We start from the raw sequence: 14,795 nt of genomic DNA on the forward strand, positions 1-14,795 counted from the left end.
ATCAATACAATTATCAAGGTATTTTCCTGTGAAGAATATGGGGTTTTGTTTTTGCAGCCGTCGCAAGTATGTTTAGCTCGAAAGGTTAGGCAGGCTGCGGATACAGAGCCGTTGCGGTCACCTATTTTCTGAGCCGCAATACTACTGCTAGAGATCTAGCTCTTTCGCTTCTGTCCTATGGTACATGCTGGCCAGATCGTTATGGCGGATGCGGAACTGGCTTCGCCGCTTGATGCTCATTTTCGATGTGCCGTCATTTTCAAGCTTTATGGCAGGATCATAATAGATGGTACCGTTCGCTATTGCCCGGAGAAACAGGGTCAGATCTGTCTCTTCGCAGAGCAACACCTTGGGCCCGAACCTGTACTCAGGCGGCGGCGTGCGAAACAGGGATGGCATGTACGCGGCCTGGGCATGCTTTCGTTTCCAGTGTTCAAGAATGCCGGTGTATTTCCAGAGCGCAGCAATCTCGCCGTTCCGGTCCTGTAGCGTGATACCGCCTTCCAGATCGATTATCTTTCCCTTGTCGAAGTCGTATCCGGTGAGCCGCAACTGCAATCCGGTGTCTGCATGGTATGGACGTACGGAGGAGTAAATGCCTCCGAAATTCAGGCGGTTGTCCTTGCCGCCTTTATCCGCATAGCCAAAGCGCCGGATAAATGCTTCTACGCCTTTGTCTCGATAGTACCCCCCTGTGGGCTCCGGTGTCAGAAGGGTCACCGGGCTTTTAGGACGGTAGCTGTCGAAATCTGCAACAGAAAACTGCTTGATTTCCCAGCCGAGGTAGTCTGGTTCGGCGTATCCGTTAGGTGAAATGCCAAGTTCGGCTTCGAGCGTATATCCACCGCCGTTCCGGGCTGTATATGGCCGGATTATGCCGTCCGAACCCAGCTTCTGTGACGCAATCCACTGTTTTTGGTAGATTGCCGAAAGGGCTTCCAAAAGGCGCTCCTTTGTGCTTCCGAGTCCCTCTGTCGCTGATATCTCGAGGAAGACGCCGACTTCCTCAAGACCGTCTCTTTGATCCAGTTCGCGTGCCAGTGGGCTGTCCGGACCAGCAGCATGACCAAGTACCGAGCCATCTTCCGTGATCCCGAGAAACAGAACTCGCCCTGGATCCCGAACACGCATGATATCGGCCGGCGCTTGCCTGCAGCCCTTGAGAAACCCGGACATCCGGACTTCCGGATACTTCGGATACAGTATCAGCTGCGTATTCGGCGCGTGGTGGTGGCCAGTGTCGTCAATCCAGTAGAAGTCGACGGGAGCCTTGGCCCGGTCCCTGACACTCCCGGCCATTTCGGTATCGTCGTTCTGGATGTCGCCATAAGGAATAATGTTTAGAGCTGTAAAGTCTCCACCGAGGTAAACTTGGTTTTTTGAATTGTCATTGGGTGCAAGTCTTTTGGCGTAAATTCGTTTTGCACCGTCCTGGCGCATGAGGCCCACAAGGGCGTCGATTGTTTCAATCACCGGGGCGTCCTGTAACTTCCAGTTTTCCTGATTCGCTGCGCAACCAGTTTACCAGAACACTCTCGATTTCAGCAGGTTGGAGTCTTTTTTTGCCCTTTATCGCGCATTCCCAGACCGTTGCCACGCGCCACTGGCTATCCAGAAGCTTCTGGTTCGCAACAACGTCGCGGTCGGCGTTTGCCGATATCTTCTGACGCCAGAATTCTGTTCGTGTTGAAGGGAGCTTGAACAGGTGACACCGGTGACCATGCCAGAAACATCCGTGTACAAAAATCACGGCCCTGTATTTCGATAAAACGATATCAGGTTTGCCGGGAAGTTTCCTGTGGTGCAGCCGATAGCCAAAACCGGCCGCATGGAGCATTTTCCGAACGTAGACTTCGGGTTTTGTATCTTTCCCCTTTATGCCGGACATCATCCGGCTGCGGACCTCCGGCCTGACTACATCAGCCATTTACTGCTGCTTTGACCTCGTCACCGGTCACTGTGCTGACGACAGGGGTGGGGGAGGCAAACCCATCTGTTACCGATTTGGGAAGTAACGGGCTCATCGCCTCAGCAATGGCCTCTACGACAGGCACAACAACTGCGTTTCCGAACTGCTTGTAAGCCTGCGTATCTGAAACCGGGATTTCCCATTTCCGGTTTCCCCGTTCAAACCCCATCAAACGTGCACACTCTTTTGGCGTCAGCCGTCTCGGCCGGTTGCCCTTACCCTGATCGATAAGGATCTCTGACCCGTCCTTGTAGTACCGGGCGGAAAGTGTCCTTGCCACATCGTCAGGCCCGAAAAGTCCAAACCCGAAACCGTTGCCCTTTGCCTCGTGTTTTTTCTTGTAGTTCTGCAAGTACGCCCAGAGTTTCGGCGTCAGCGTGTATTTCTCCGGAACGGTATCTTCAAGAATGGTCCCGAGTGTCGGTTCAGGTCCGATCGGGGCTACGATTTCATCGAACGAGAAGTCTTTTGAATGGTCGAGGAAGCCGACGATAAAAATACGGTCACGCCCTTGTGGAACCCAGGGACGGGCGCTGAGAACCTTTGTTGTAACCCGGTATCCGAGTTCCTGCTCCAGCACGTTCATGATGGTCGCAAACGTGCGGCCCTTGTCATGCCGCTGCAGGTTTTTCACGTTCTCGAGCAAAAAAGCCTTGGGACGGTGGAAGCGAATTATCTGTGCGACGTCAAAAAACAGCGTGCCCTGAGTGTCATCAAGGAAACCATGCGGTCGACCGAGTGCATTCTTTTTTGATACGCCGGCAATCGAAAAAGGCTGGCACGGGAAACCGGCAAGCAGAACATCATGCGCCGGAATTCTGGCCAAAGCCTCGTCACCTGACGTGAATTCCCTTATATCTCCGGCAAATACGTGCTCAGGGTCATTCCGGAAATTCTTGCGATAGGTTTCGGTTGCGTATTTGTCCCATTCGCTTGTGAAAACACACTTCCCTCCAATGTTTTCAAACCCGACCCGAAGGCCGCCAATTCCAGCGAAAAGATCGACAAAGCGGAACCGGGCATCCTGTTGCGGCGGACTATTCTGGTCAGCCATCAATCTGAGTATGTCCATAGCGAGGGGCGAGGGGGTACTTTCGCCGCTTTCATGGCGATACGCTGACCGGACCGATACTTTTGTAATCCTTGCAGCCTCTTCAATGGTGAGTCCGGCCATTTCGCGGAGACGGGAAAACTCGTTTGGCGTGGTTGTAATTGCCATCAACCCGAATCCTTACTGTGTCGTTGAGTGCCACGTTGGCACAAAGATTCCCGGTTATCAATTAAAATGTTCTTGTTATGTTCTTTTTGCCTCGTCTTTACACAGCATATCGCCTCATCCGGATGTGGCCTTTGTGTACGGCTCCCAGTTGGCTCCGTTTGGTTGCTCTAAGAAAAAGTAGCAAAACTTGACAATACAACCTTTGCGTTTTTAAGCTGTCGCAGCAATTTCTGGTCCCTTTTCCGCAATCCGGACCACGCTCAAGCCTCGCGTTTCCCGGCGCCGGGGTCGTTCAGCGCTTCCCGCAAGGTTTTAGTGAGATGGGTTTCCAGCCAGGGCAGCAGGCTGTTGAGTTCCAGCGGGTCAGCCGGGTCGTCGGCCTTGGCCATCACGAGGTTGTAGGCGCGGGCGAGTTCTCCGGCGCGGGCGTCCTGGGGCAGGCGAATGTTTGCCGCCGCATGGGTGCGCTCCACGATCCGGGCGACCTTTTTCAGGAGATCGGGGTCTATCGGGACCGCGGTGCGCTCGCCGGGCCGTGGTTCGGCTGATCCTTGCGAGCGCGCCGGTGTGCCTTCGCCGGTCAGGAGCCAGTGCAGATCGACCCCGCAATCGACCGTCAATCTCGCCAAGAGAATTGCGTCCGGCGTCCGGTCACCCCTTTCGTAGGTCGCATAGGTTGAATCGGAAATGCCAAGTCTGGCGCAGAATTCGGCCCGTGTGAGGTCTCCGCGGATCGTGACAAGGCGTTGAGCCAGTTCTGTTTTTGGTTTTGACGGCCTCGCCATTGATAACAAAACACACTAAAGTGCATAAATAATCTTCAAATACGCACGATTGTGTGTATACTCCCCTTGGTTGCGAGTTTCCCGAACTCGAAAACGCCGGTCAAACCGGCGCATTCATTCCTGATCCGATGGCCGCCTCAAGGACTGCACTCCCGATGGGCGGCCGCGATGGAGGCTGGCATGGCAGGGGATACACACCAGAACACAAGACCGTCACAGCGGGACCGGCATGCGATCCGGGCCGATGTGATGCGTTCGGGCCGGCAGCGCTTTGGCGCCGGCTTCACGCTCCAGTTCCTGTCCTGGGCCTATGGCGAACAGCTCTCCACCGTGTCCGATGCCCTTCGGGCCGATCCCCAAAGCCGGCGCGGCAAGATCATTGTCGCGCATTTTCTCGGGGCCGATCCTGAAGATCTGTGGCCGGACGACCGGTGGGGCTCCATGCTGCGTACCTACCACCCGAGTCTCCGCCCGAACGCTACACCGTCCGCCTTCCAAAAGGCCAGACAAAACAAATCCTCCCGCCAGACACGGGTGGCGGCGTGATGGCCGCGCCCCGTCCGCACCCCGCCAAAGCCCGGACGGCTGGACTGCGGACCTTCGCGGACGTCCCCGTTCGCGCGATCCGGGTCCCGGACGACCGGCTGCGGTCCTTCGATCCCGACTGGGCGGCGGTGCTGGCGGAGATGTTTCTCGACAGCGGACAGCAGACGCCGATCGATCTCCTGGCTGAGGGGAAGGGGTTTGTCCTGATCTCCGGCCTGCACAGGCTGGAAGCTGCAAAGCTATTGAGATGGTCCGAGATCGCCGCGCAGATCGTGCCGGAAGACATTTTTCCTTCCAGCGATGTCCTCCGCCGCCGGGAGCTTCTGGAAAACCTCGCCCGCAAGGATCTGAATGCCCTTGAGCGCTGCGAAGGGCTGGCCGAACTGAAGGCGGTCCATGAGCTGCTTTATCCGGAAACCCGGAAGGGCGGCGATCGCAAGAGCCGGGCCTTTCAAGAGGCGCAAAAAAATCAAACGGCAATCTTTGCCTTTTGCCACCATGCGGCGGAGACCACCGGCCTGTCGGACCGGGCGGTGCGGCTGGCGATCACCATCTGGCAGGGCCTTGCGCCGGACAGCCGGGCGCGTCTCAAGGGCACGCCGCTCGCCAACAAGCAGAGCGACCTGAAAGCGCTCAGCGAACTGGCCGCCGAGACCCAATCCAGGGTCCTGGACCTGATCCTGGCCCCGGTGCCCAAGGCGATGTCCGTTGCGGACGCGCTGGTGGTGCTCGCCGGACGCCCGCCGCTGAGCGAGGCGGAAAAGCTCTTCAAATCGGTTTCAAACAGTCTTTCAAAACTCAATTCAAGCGGCCGGGCCGCGGTGTTCCGGCAGCACAAGACCGAGATCCTCGATCTCGCGCAGCGGGAGGGATGGTTCGATGCGTAGGCCCCGCGATCCTTACACAATCGACATGTTCAAGGGCTGGACGCCGCCCCGGGTCTCGGTCGGCTTCGAGCCCGGATCCATTCCGGGCAAGCGGCTGTCCTCGCGCATCAGCCGGGCGGTGGCCAAGGCGCTGCGGGAATCCGGCAAGGACCGGGCGACGATCGCAGGGCAGATGTCGCAGCGTCTCGGATCCCCGGTCTCTGTTGCCATGCTCGACAGCTATGCTGCCGAAAGCAAGACGGACCATAACATTTCCGTGGAACGGCTGATCGCGCTGATCCACGCCACGGGCAAGACCGAGCTGCTCGGGTTTCTGGCCGACGAGTTCGATCTGGCGGTGATCCCCAAGCGCTATGAGAACGTCATCGAGCTCGCCCTGATCGAGGATCACAAGCGGGAGATCGAGGGCCGGGCACGCTATCTGCAAGCCAAGATCCGGAGCGCGCAATGAAGCTCTGGCACACCGCGCAGGACCTCGCCGACCTCAAGCTCGACGGCTTTCCGGGAACCAAACGCGGTGTGCACAAGCTGATCGAGCGGGAGGGCTGGGCGGATACCCCGCTCTGCCGCCGCCGGTCCGGCTCGCTCGGGGGCGGGGGCTTTGAATATCACATCGACCTTTTGCCGCTGCCCCAGAAACTTGCCTATGCCGCCCGGTTCATCTGCGTCGAGCCGGACGATTTTGCCTGTGAGACCCACGAGGACCTGACCACACGGGAACGGACCACGCGCGATGCCCGGCTGATCGTCCTGAAAGTGGCTGAGCGGTTCCACAAACAGTCCGGGATGGGCCAGGCGGTGAGCGATCACCTGTTTTCACAGGCCTATAGGGCCGGGCAGGTGGCCGTGCCCGAGTGGGTTCACGCTGAAATCACATCGCTTTCACGGCGCACCTTGAGCCGCTGGCGCGCGCACATGAAACGCGATCTCAACCGGCTTGGCTCCGATCCCTCCTTTGCGCGCAAGGGCAAGGGGATCCTCGACCGGGCCGAACAGGGGCGTTTGCGCGCCTGGTGCCTGGCGCTTCATGCCAGCAACCCGTTTCTCGCCGCCAAACACATCCGCACCGCCGCGCTCGCCGAATTCGGGCCGTCCGTGCTGATCGATGGCAAACAAGGCCAGCGGCGGGTGGCGATGCCGCCGCTCCGCACCTTTCAGGATGCGCTCAAACGCTGGAAAGAGACGCACCGGAACGAACTCCTGAAGATCACCGATCCGGATGCCTACAAGTCCACGATCCGTTTTGCCGCCACCGGCGCCAACCGGAGGGAACGGCTCAACGAGGTCTGGGAAATCGACGCCTCGCCCTCGGATGTGATGACCACGGACGGGCGCAAGACGATCTATGCGGCGATCGATCTCTATTCCCGCCGGTGCCTGCTGCTGATTTGCGACACGCCGCGGGCGGCCGCGGTCGGGCTTCTCCTGCGCAAATGCCTGATGGCCTGGGGCGTGCCGGAGGAAATTGTCACCGACAACGGCTCCGATTTCGTGGCCAGGGCAACCAAGCGGCTGCTGGACGCGCTGGGGATCGAGCACGACCCTTGCGAGCCGCATGCGCCGGAGCAAAAGGGTACGGTGGAGCGGCTGATCGGCACGTTCCAGCGCGATTGCGCGGCAACGCTTCCCGGCTTCATTGGCCATAATGTCGCCGACCGGAAGGTGATCGAGGCCAGAAAAGCCTTTTCGGCCCGCCTGGGGACGGAGGATGCGAAGCTCTTCCATGTGGAAATGAGCGCGGCCGAGCTTCAAGCCGAAGCCGACCGCTGGGCGCTCCAGCAATATGCCCACACGCCCCATGCCGGGCTCAAGGGCAAGACGCCGTTTCAGGCGGCGCAGGCCTGGAACGGCGATCTTCGCGCGATCAAGGACCCGGCTGTGCTCGATGTCCTGCTGGCGCCGGTTCCGGGATCCGATGGCCTGCGGCGGGTCACCAAGCTCGGGATCCGGGTCGATGGCAGCCAGTATCTCACCGGCGATGTCATGCCGGGCCGGACTATCCTGTGTCGTCACAATCCGGACGACCTCGGCCGCCTGTGGCTGTTCGAGCCGGATGGCGAGACGTATCTCGGCGAAGCGCTGTGTCCGGATCTCGCCGGGCTGGATCCGGCGGCGACGATCGCCGAGGTCCGCGCCCGGCAAAAGGCGCTGGAAACGGACGCGCTGGCCGATATCCGCAAAGCCAAGCGCCGGATCACGCCGCGCACGGTCGCCGAGGCGCAGCGCGCGGCCTACCAGATGAATGCCGACATTCTGGCCTTTCCCAAGCCAGCCCGGCCTCATGAGACGCCGCAATCGCTGGCGGCCAGGGCTGCGAAACAAAAACCCAAGCCACAACCGCTGTCGGGCCGGGAAGCGGCCATGTTCGACCGTCTGACGCAGGCGGACAAACCCGCCGTCCCGGCCACTGTCCCGGCCACCGTCCATGCTTTGGCCGCAGCCGACACACCCGAGAGCCGGTTCCAGCGGGCCTTGCAACTGGAGGCGCGCCTGGCCGAGGGCACACCGCTCAGTGACCGGGACGCGCTCTGGCTCACCGGCTACAGGGAAGGCCCCGAATACCGCGCCCGCAAGCTCCTGAGCGACCACGCCGCCCACTCCATCAGAGGACCGAGGAGACCTGGATGACGCACAACCGCACCTCCGAGACCCGATCCGGTGGTCTCGCCGCCTTGAAGAATGTCGCAAGGTTCCTGACCCTCGTCGAACTCTTGCGCGCCAGCGGGCCGCATCTGCCGGGCATCGGCGTGTTTCACGGGTTTTCCGGGTATGGCAAGACCTATTCGGCGATCTACGCCCAGAACGTCACGGGCGCGCTGCGGGTCGAGGTCGGCGACAGCTGGACCCGCAAGAAGTTTCTGGAAAACATCCTGAAGGAGGCGGGCCGCGAACCCCGGCGCGGCTCGATCGCGGATCTCACCGAGCAGGCGATCCTGGCGCTTGGCGATGATTTCGACCGGCCGCTGATCATCGACGAGGCCGACAAGCTCGCGGACAAGAACATGCTCGAGCTGATCCGCGAGATCCAGGAGCATTCCCAGGTGCCGATGCTGCTGATCGGCGAGGAGCTGCTGCCGCAAAAGCTTCAAGCGGTCGAACGGGTGCACAACCGGGTGCTGGAATGGGTGCCGGCGGAAAAATGCGACCTGGACGACACGCGGGCGCTGGCGGACCTGTTTTGCCCCGGCCTTGTTCTTTGCGAGGATCTGATCGCCCAGGTGCTGGAGAAGTCCGGCGGCCGGGCGCGGCGGATCGTCGTCAATCTCAACCGGATCCGCGAGACGGCGCGCAACGAGCGGGCGGACACAGTCAGCACCGGCCGGTTTCCGGAAGACTGGTTCTATACCGGCGATCCGCGCGGCCGGGCAAAGCGGAGGGCCGTTTGATGCCGATCCAGCTCGAATTGCGCGTGACCACTGGCAAACCCGTCTACCGGGGCCATGATCACTATTGGAGTGTGATCCGGGATCTGGGCAAGGGCGGGCGCCTGTTCACCTTTGAAGAGATCGATCTGAGGTGCAACGACCGGGACGGCAAATGCATCAGCGATTATGTCATCCGTCTGCTGCGGGCCGGATTTCTCGAAATTGCCGAGACCCGCGACCATCTGGTGACCCGTTATGCCTCCACAAACAAGAGCACGCGACCCGAAAATGTCTACCGGCTGCTAAAACGCCCTTCCGCAACACCGATCCTCAACCGGGACGGTTCGCCCGGCAAGCTGGGGCAGGGCCAGATCCAGCTGTGGACCGCAATCCGGTCGCTGTCCGCTTTCGACGTCAATGAGCTGGCGATCGCAGCCAGCACGGTGGATGTGCCGGTTCGGGCAAAGTCGGCGCAAGCCTATATCTACCGGCTGGAGCTTGCCGGGTATCTGCAGGTGCTGCGCAAGGGAAAAGCGGCAACACCAGGCATCTGGCGTCTGAACCCCGCCATGAACACCGGGCCAAAACCACCGAAAATCCTGCGCTCCAAACTCGTTTATGACGCGAACCTGAAACAGGTCATGGGACCCGTTGTGGCCGAAGAGGTAGCGGCATGACTTTTGATCCCACCATGACTGACAAGGCGCAAGCCGCCTGGGGTCCGGACATGCCGGACTGGGTCCGCGAACTTGCCGCGCTGGCCAGCCGCACCAGCCTGAACGCGGCTGCCAAACGCCTCGGCTATTCGCCTGCGACCCTCAGCCAGACGCTCGCCAACAAGTATCCCGGCGATCTGGAAAAGATCGCGGCGACCGTGCGCGGCGCGCTGTTGGGCGAGACGGTTGTCTGCCCGGTGCTCGGAGAAATCGGCCGGGATGCCTGCCTTTCCTGGCAGGCAAAACCGCGGGCCGTCACCAACGCCGTGCGCACCCGCGTTTTCCGGGCCTGCCGGTCCGGCTGCCCGAATTCCCGCCTCAAACCCCGCACCCCGATCCACGAGCCCCCGGAGGAGAGCCATGCTGAGTGACGACATCACCAATCTGTGCCGGACCCTGTTCGTCAAGGCCCAGGACTTCGAGGCCAGCGATCCCATGCATGGCTATCTGCTGCGGATTGCCGGGCGGGTGGCCACGTACCGGGACCAGATCCGGCAACTGGAGCAGGCGGTGGTGCCCGGGCACGCGAGGGGCATGACCGTGATCGACCTCAGCGGCGACACGGTGGTCCCCTTTCCCAAGGCCCGGCTGCCCCGGCCGGATGGAGGGGTGTCATGATTTCGACAGGCCACTGGACGCGGCGGGAACTGGCCATGCTGGTCGGCCTCGACCGCATGGGCGACAGCATCGAGGACATTGCCCTGGTGCTGGAGCGGACCGAACTCGACGTGCGCACCGGTCTTGAGACCGCCAAGGCCATGCTGCCGCTGCCCGGGGACCTGCCGAGGATCCGCAAGCGCCGGCGCATGTGCGTGCTGCGCAATCGCAACCCCGTCCCGGCGCGGCCATGCCCCGGCCGCACGACCCCGGAGGCCACCGCCGCCCTGATGGGCGACCCGGCTCCGGGGCGCAGTGCCCTGGACCAAATCCAAGCAGCCAAAGGAGACTGACCATGGACACATTGACCGGCGGCCCCGAGACCCGTCAGGACCCGCAGGCCGGGGACGGCAACCCGCGGCAGGCCGCGGACGGGGTTCTCGATCTGGGCGGACAGCGCTACATGCGCGATGCCAAGGGCAACCTGGTGCCGCTCGCCAATGTCAAGCCGCAGCACAAGCTGGAGGACGAGACGGTGCGCAAGATCATCGCCCATGCGGACGCCCTGTCGGCACAGATCGGCCGGTTCAAGGGCCATACCACAACGGATCTGGGGGAGCTCGACGCGCTGCTTGCCCAGGAATACGGGGCGGTGAAGGGCGGCAAGAAGGGCAACCGGACCTATCAGAGCTTCGACGGGCTGATGAAGGTCACGGTGCAGGTGTCGGATTTCGTGGATTTCGGGCCGGAGCTCCAGACCGCCAAACAGCTGATCGACGCATGCCTGACCGAATGGTCGGCGGACAGCCGCCCGGAAATCAAGGCGATCGTGACGCGGGCCTTCAACACCGACAAGGAAGGCCAGATCAACAAGTCGGACATCTTCCTGCTGCTGCGGCTCGACATTGCCGATGCAAGGTGGGGCCGGGCCATGGACGCGCTGCGTGACGCCATGCGGATCACCGGCTCGAAATCCTATGTCCGCTTCTATCACCGCGCTGCCCCGGAAGCGGCCTGGCAGCCGATCACCATTGATCTCGCCAAAGTGGTGTAAAACAGGAATTGCACCAAAGGAGAGCGCCCGCACAGGAGGCAGGCATGGTTTACCGCAAGGACGAAAACGGCAACCCGGATCCGCGCCATCACCGGCATAACGATCAGGTGATCGCCCTGCGGCTCGACAAGCTGATGTCCGCACAAGAGCAGATCTATTGGCACATCACCCCGCATCCGGAGCTTGGCGGGCGAACGCCCATGGAGCTGAGCGCGGAGGGCCGCCACGAGGACCTGTTCGCCCTGATCGACCGGATGGAAGCGGCGAGGCGGTGATCCATGACCCGGCCCGGATCCCCCTCGTCCCACCCACCCGCTCCCGACTTCGCGGAGACGGAGGCCCTGCGCTCGGCCCGGGCGCGGCTTCTGCGGGAAGCCGAGCGCCGGCGCTACCGGCTCCACCGCCTGTCCGGGCTGACAGGAGACCTTAAAGCGGCCACGACCGAACTGCTCCGCCGGGAACTGGCGGCGGCCACGCGCGCGCCAAAGGGCGATGAACAGCGCCAGGCGGCACCGGAATCCCCGGTGCCGCCGGATATGCCTGAGCCCCCGGTGCGCTGCCGCTGGCTGCCCTACCGCGACGATTGAGGACCGCCCATGAGCGACCTTGCACGCATCCACATTCTCAAGAAACAGGCCGGTCTCGATGACGATGCCTATCGCGATCTTCTGGAACGGGAGACCGGCAAGCGCTCGGCCCGCGCGCTGAGTCCCCGCGAGCGGCAGGCAGTCATCCGGGCCTTGATGCGTCTTCAAGGACCGGTTCTGGAGCTGGCGGCGGACCGCAGCGCCTATGCGCGCAAACTCCGGGCGTTGTGGTGCACCGGCTACTGGCTGGGCGTGATCGACACCCGTGCGCCGGAGGCCATGCGGGCCTTTCTCAAACGCCAGACCGGGCTCGACAGCGACCGGTTCCTGCGCGACCCGAAGGACGCGGACAAGGCGATCGAGGCGCTGAAGGACTGGATCCGCCGCAAGACCGCCAATCCCGGCCTGTTCCGGATCGAGAAGGGCCTGCCCGCGATCTACAACAATCCGCAGTTCCAGGTGGTCCTGCATGTCTGGTCCAAGCTTGCCGCTGTGCAGGCGGCGCCCTCCAGCACGCTGACCGGCTATCTGATCGACACGTTCGGCCATGGCGATCCGGAGCGCTTGAACGGCGCCGACTGGATCGCGGTACACCGGGAGCTTGGCACGCTGTACCGGGCGACGCTGGTGCGCCGGGGCGCACGGGGGACCAGGCGCCCATGAGCCCGCCGTCCGCTCCTTTCGCGCCCCCGGCCCATATCGCGCCTTATGTGGAGGTGCTTGGCGAGGCGCTGGCGATCCGGTTCTTTCTGGCCTTTGGCGGCTCGGAACTCTATCTGCCCCGGCGCCCGGATCGCTCCATGGTGGTGGAATTGACCGGCCCGGACAAAGCGGCCATGCTGGCCGAACACCTTGGCCCCGGCATCGTGCGCGTGCCGATCCCCAAGCCCTGGCTGGCCGCGGTCCTGGAACGGGAGGGCAAGTCCAAGGCGGCGATCGCCCGGCTGCTCCATGTGGACCAGACCACGGTCCGCCGCTGGGCGGCCCGGGCGCGCGACCGTACTCAACTCTCCCTGTTCGACACCTGATCCCTGATCATCCGGGCTCCCGCGTGGGTGATGTTTTCGCGGTCCTTCCGGCACGGTTTTCCCATGAGTTTGACGAACCGGGACCGAGCCATGACATTGACCGCGCGCAGCCTCAAACGCCTTGACGGCGTCCATCCCGATCTTGTGCGGGTGGTGGAACGGGCCGCCGCGACCACCTCCCAGCCGTTCCAGGTGATCGAGGGCGTGCGCAGCCTTGCCCGCCAGCGCCAGCTTGTGAACCGGGGCGCGTCCAAGACCCTCAACTCAAGGCATTTGTCCGGCCACGCGGTCGACCTGATGGCGATGATCGGCACCCGGGTCTCCTGGGAAGTGCCGCTTTATTACCGGATCGCCGATGCCATGAAGGAGGCGGCCCGCGATCTGGGCGTGCCGCTGGAGTGGGGAGGCGACTGGGCCTCTTTCTTTGACGGCCCGCATTTCCAGCTGCCCTGGTCAACCTATCCCAAATCCGCCAATCCGGCACGGGCCGCCGCGCCGCCCGATGTGAGCGAACGGGCCGAGACGCGGGCCTCCAGGGTTCTGGCCATCGGGGACCGGGGCGCGGCGGTCCGCACCCTGCAGGACAGTCTTTCGCGCCTCGGCTTCGCGCTCGTCCAGGACGGGGTCTTCGGGCCGCAAACGCGCCGTGCCGTCAAGGCGTTCCAAGCCTTCGCGGGCCTTGCCGTGGACGGGATCTTCGGACCGGTCAGTGCCCGCGCCCTGCGCCTTGCCCTCAAACGCCGGGTGAGGCCCGATTGAAAGGAGCTTTCAATGACTGACACCAAACCGCTGTTCAGGTCCAAGACCTTCTGGGGCGCGGCTGTGGCCGTGCTTGGCGCGCTAGCCGGACTGTTCGGGATCGAGATCACGGCGGCCGACCAGGCGGAGCTGACAGGCCTGACGGACCGGATCTTTGCCGCCTGGGACAGCCTGGCGGTGATCGCGGGCGCGCTGCTGGCCATCTATGGCCGGGTGACGGCCCGGCAAAAAATCCGGTGAGGCATGGGATGGCTCGCCGTTCTCAAGGCGCTCAGCGCCTTCCTTGCCGAAATCGCCGCGACCGTGCGGACCCGGCGGCTGCTGGCGGCCGGCCGGGCGGAGGCGGTGGCGCAAAGCCTGACGGAGGCCGCCCATGCGCTTGAACGGGCAAGGGCCGCGGAAGGGGCTGTGCGCGCTGAGCTTGACGCTCATCCTGACCGGCTGCGTGACGATGACGGGTTCCGGAGGGATTAAACCGGCGGACCGTCAGGGCGGGGTGACCGTGCTTGAAAAATCCGGTCTCCGGCCGGTTCTCCTGTGCGGGACCGTTGATCCGATCCGCTGGTCGCTCAAGGACACGGACGGCACCATCGAACAGGTAAAGGTGCTGAACGCCAAATGGCGGGCGCTGTGCGGCCCGCCTGCCGGACATCCCGGCCATGCTCCCTGAGACCTTGAAAGACTGGGCGAGCCTGATCGCCGTGCTCCTGTCGCTCGGCGCCATCGTGCATTCCTGGCTGACCTCCCGGGTGAAGGTGAATTCGGAACATCTGAAAGCGGTCGACCAGAAGCTGATCGAGCTGGACCGGCGGATCCAGGCGGCCGAAAGCGAGCTGTCCCATCTGCCCGCCAAGGACGATGTGCTGGAGCTGAAACTGGCGCTGGCGGAACTGCGCGGCACGGTCGGGCGGCTCGATGAAAGCCTGTCGGGCGTCTCGCGCACCGTGCACCGGGTGGAGGACTATCTGATGAAGGAATCGAGCCGATGAGCTATGCCGACCATGCGGCGGCCGATTGCCGCCTGATCATCCTGAAAGCTCTGGCGGGCGAGACCGACCACCGGCTCAACGAGACCCTGATCCAGAAGATCCTGGAAAGCTTCGGGCACACGAAGCCCCGCGATTATGTGCGCACGCAGCTGAGCCGCCTGGAAAACCTGGGCGCGGTGCGCCTGTCTGCCGCTGGGTCGGTCCTGGTGGCCGAGTTGCTTGGCCCCGGCCTTGATCATGTGGAACGCCGGGCGCTGCTGGACGGTGTGCTCAAACCCTCGCCCGGGACCTGAC

The 14,795-nt window shown here is 62.7% G+C and carries 24 protein-coding genes; 20 read left to right on the forward strand and 4 right to left on the reverse strand.

Features of this window, described 5'->3' with window-relative positions; translation table 11 throughout:
• Nucleotides 1–147 precede the first annotated feature (147 nt).
• The 4 genes from F0184_RS18680 to F0184_RS18695 all read right to left on the reverse strand — a co-directional run bounded on the left by F0184_RS18680 (nt 148) and on the right by F0184_RS18695 (nt 3,973).
• Nucleotides 148–1,473, reverse strand: a complete 1,326-nt coding sequence (locus tag F0184_RS18680; RefSeq protein ID WP_150497731.1) for an MvaI/BcnI family restriction endonuclease — start codon at nt 1,471–1,473, stop codon at nt 148–150.
• Nucleotides 1,466–1,927, reverse strand: coding sequence for a very short patch repair endonuclease (locus tag F0184_RS18685; protein WP_150497732.1), 462 nt, complete (start codon nt 1,925–1,927; stop codon nt 1,466–1,468). Before F0184_RS18685 ends, F0184_RS18680 begins: the two co-directional genes overlap by 8 nt.
• Nucleotides 1,920–3,188, reverse strand: coding sequence for a DNA (cytosine-5-)-methyltransferase (dcm, locus tag F0184_RS18690; protein ID WP_150497733.1), 1,269 nt, complete (start codon nt 3,186–3,188; stop codon nt 1,920–1,922). The genes F0184_RS18685 and dcm overlap by 8 nt, the downstream gene beginning before the upstream one ends.
• Nucleotides 3,189–3,448: 260 nt before the next feature.
• On the reverse strand, nt 3,449–3,973 hold the full coding sequence (locus F0184_RS18695; protein WP_150497734.1) for a helix-turn-helix domain-containing protein: 525 nt from the start codon (nt 3,971–3,973) through the stop codon (nt 3,449–3,451).
• 180 nt (nt 3,974–4,153) lie between these two features.
• On the opposite strand from F0184_RS18695, the gene F0184_RS18700 reads away from it, so the two are divergent.
• The 20 genes from F0184_RS18700 to F0184_RS18790 all read left to right on the forward strand — a co-directional run bounded on the left by F0184_RS18700 (nt 4,154) and on the right by F0184_RS18790 (nt 14,794).
• Entirely contained in the window at nt 4,154–4,519 is a 366-nt protein-coding gene (locus F0184_RS18700; RefSeq protein ID WP_150497735.1) for a helix-turn-helix domain-containing protein, read from the forward strand.
• Nucleotides 4,519–5,406, forward strand: a complete 888-nt coding sequence (locus F0184_RS18705; protein WP_150497736.1) for a ParB N-terminal domain-containing protein — start codon at nt 4,519–4,521, stop codon at nt 5,404–5,406. Before F0184_RS18700 ends, F0184_RS18705 begins: the two co-directional genes overlap by 1 nt.
• Complete coding sequence (locus F0184_RS18710) at nt 5,399–5,857, forward strand: hypothetical protein (RefSeq protein ID WP_150497737.1); 459 nt, start codon at nt 5,399–5,401, stop codon at nt 5,855–5,857. The genes F0184_RS18705 and F0184_RS18710 overlap by 8 nt, the downstream gene beginning before the upstream one ends.
• The gene (locus tag F0184_RS18715; protein ID WP_150497738.1) at nt 5,854–8,034 is read left to right on the forward strand and encodes a DDE-type integrase/transposase/recombinase; all 2,181 of its coding nucleotides are present in this window, start codon (nt 5,854–5,856) and stop codon (nt 8,032–8,034) included. The genes F0184_RS18710 and F0184_RS18715 overlap by 4 nt, the downstream gene beginning before the upstream one ends.
• Nucleotides 8,031–8,792: an AAA family ATPase gene (locus tag F0184_RS18720; RefSeq protein ID WP_150497739.1), complete on the forward strand. Its 762-nt coding sequence runs from the start codon at nt 8,031–8,033 to the stop codon at nt 8,790–8,792. The genes F0184_RS18715 and F0184_RS18720 overlap by 4 nt, the downstream gene beginning before the upstream one ends.
• Entirely contained in the window at nt 8,792–9,448 is a 657-nt protein-coding gene (locus tag F0184_RS18725; RefSeq protein ID WP_150497740.1) for a hypothetical protein, read from the forward strand. The genes F0184_RS18720 and F0184_RS18725 overlap by 1 nt, the downstream gene beginning before the upstream one ends.
• Entirely contained in the window at nt 9,445–9,858 is a 414-nt protein-coding gene (locus F0184_RS18730; RefSeq protein WP_150497741.1) for a helix-turn-helix domain-containing protein, read from the forward strand. Before F0184_RS18725 ends, F0184_RS18730 begins: the two co-directional genes overlap by 4 nt.
• Nucleotides 9,848–10,105, forward strand: coding sequence for a hypothetical protein (locus F0184_RS18735; protein ID WP_150497742.1), 258 nt, complete (start codon nt 9,848–9,850; stop codon nt 10,103–10,105). Before F0184_RS18730 ends, F0184_RS18735 begins: the two co-directional genes overlap by 11 nt.
• Complete coding sequence (locus tag F0184_RS18740; RefSeq protein ID WP_150497743.1) at nt 10,102–10,437, forward strand: hypothetical protein; 336 nt, start codon at nt 10,102–10,104, stop codon at nt 10,435–10,437. The genes F0184_RS18735 and F0184_RS18740 overlap by 4 nt, the downstream gene beginning before the upstream one ends.
• A gap of 110 nt (nt 10,438–10,547) precedes the next feature.
• Nucleotides 10,548–11,138, forward strand: coding sequence for a DUF3164 family protein (locus F0184_RS18745; protein ID WP_244299354.1), 591 nt, complete (start codon nt 10,548–10,550; stop codon nt 11,136–11,138).
• Nucleotides 11,139–11,182: 44 nt separating this feature from the next.
• The gene (locus tag F0184_RS18750) at nt 11,183–11,413 is read left to right on the forward strand and encodes a hypothetical protein (protein ID WP_150497745.1); all 231 of its coding nucleotides are present in this window, start codon (nt 11,183–11,185) and stop codon (nt 11,411–11,413) included.
• A 3-nt stretch (nt 11,414–11,416) separates the two neighbouring features.
• The gene (locus F0184_RS18755) at nt 11,417–11,725 is read left to right on the forward strand and encodes a hypothetical protein (RefSeq protein ID WP_150497746.1); all 309 of its coding nucleotides are present in this window, start codon (nt 11,417–11,419) and stop codon (nt 11,723–11,725) included.
• 9 nt (nt 11,726–11,734) lie between these two features.
• Entirely contained in the window at nt 11,735–12,388 is a 654-nt protein-coding gene (locus tag F0184_RS18760) for a regulatory protein GemA (RefSeq protein ID WP_150497747.1), read from the forward strand.
• A complete protein-coding gene (locus tag F0184_RS18765; protein ID WP_150497748.1) occupies nt 12,385–12,753 on the forward strand; it encodes a helix-turn-helix domain-containing protein in 369 nt (122 codons plus the stop codon). Before F0184_RS18760 ends, F0184_RS18765 begins: the two co-directional genes overlap by 4 nt.
• Before the next feature lie 90 nt (nt 12,754–12,843).
• Nucleotides 12,844–13,512 carry a peptidoglycan-binding protein gene (locus F0184_RS20630; RefSeq protein ID WP_172972164.1) on the forward strand — a complete coding sequence of 223 codons (669 nt, stop codon included), beginning with the start codon at nt 12,844–12,846 and terminating at the stop codon, nt 13,510–13,512.
• 12 nt (nt 13,513–13,524) lie between these two features.
• On the forward strand, nt 13,525–13,752 hold the full coding sequence (locus tag F0184_RS18775) for a hypothetical protein (protein ID WP_150497749.1): 228 nt from the start codon (nt 13,525–13,527) through the stop codon (nt 13,750–13,752).
• A 3-nt stretch (nt 13,753–13,755) separates the two neighbouring features.
• Entirely contained in the window at nt 13,756–13,986 is a 231-nt protein-coding gene (locus F0184_RS18780; RefSeq protein WP_150497750.1) for a hypothetical protein, read from the forward strand.
• Nucleotides 13,987–14,014: 28 nt separating this feature from the next.
• On the forward strand, nt 14,015–14,182 hold the full coding sequence (locus F0184_RS20635; protein WP_172972165.1) for a hypothetical protein: 168 nt from the start codon (nt 14,015–14,017) through the stop codon (nt 14,180–14,182).
• The gene (locus tag F0184_RS18785) at nt 14,172–14,501 is read left to right on the forward strand and encodes a DUF2730 family protein (RefSeq protein ID WP_150497751.1); all 330 of its coding nucleotides are present in this window, start codon (nt 14,172–14,174) and stop codon (nt 14,499–14,501) included. Before F0184_RS20635 ends, F0184_RS18785 begins: the two co-directional genes overlap by 11 nt.
• Complete coding sequence (locus F0184_RS18790) at nt 14,498–14,794, forward strand: VpaChn25_0724 family phage protein (RefSeq protein WP_150497752.1); 297 nt, start codon at nt 14,498–14,500, stop codon at nt 14,792–14,794. The genes F0184_RS18785 and F0184_RS18790 overlap by 4 nt, the downstream gene beginning before the upstream one ends.
• The last annotated feature ends 1 nt before the right edge of the window (nt 14,795 follow it).

Source organism: Roseibium aquae, from assembly GCF_008711285.1.
GTDB lineage: Bacteria > Pseudomonadota > Alphaproteobacteria > Rhizobiales > Stappiaceae > Roseibium > Roseibium aquae.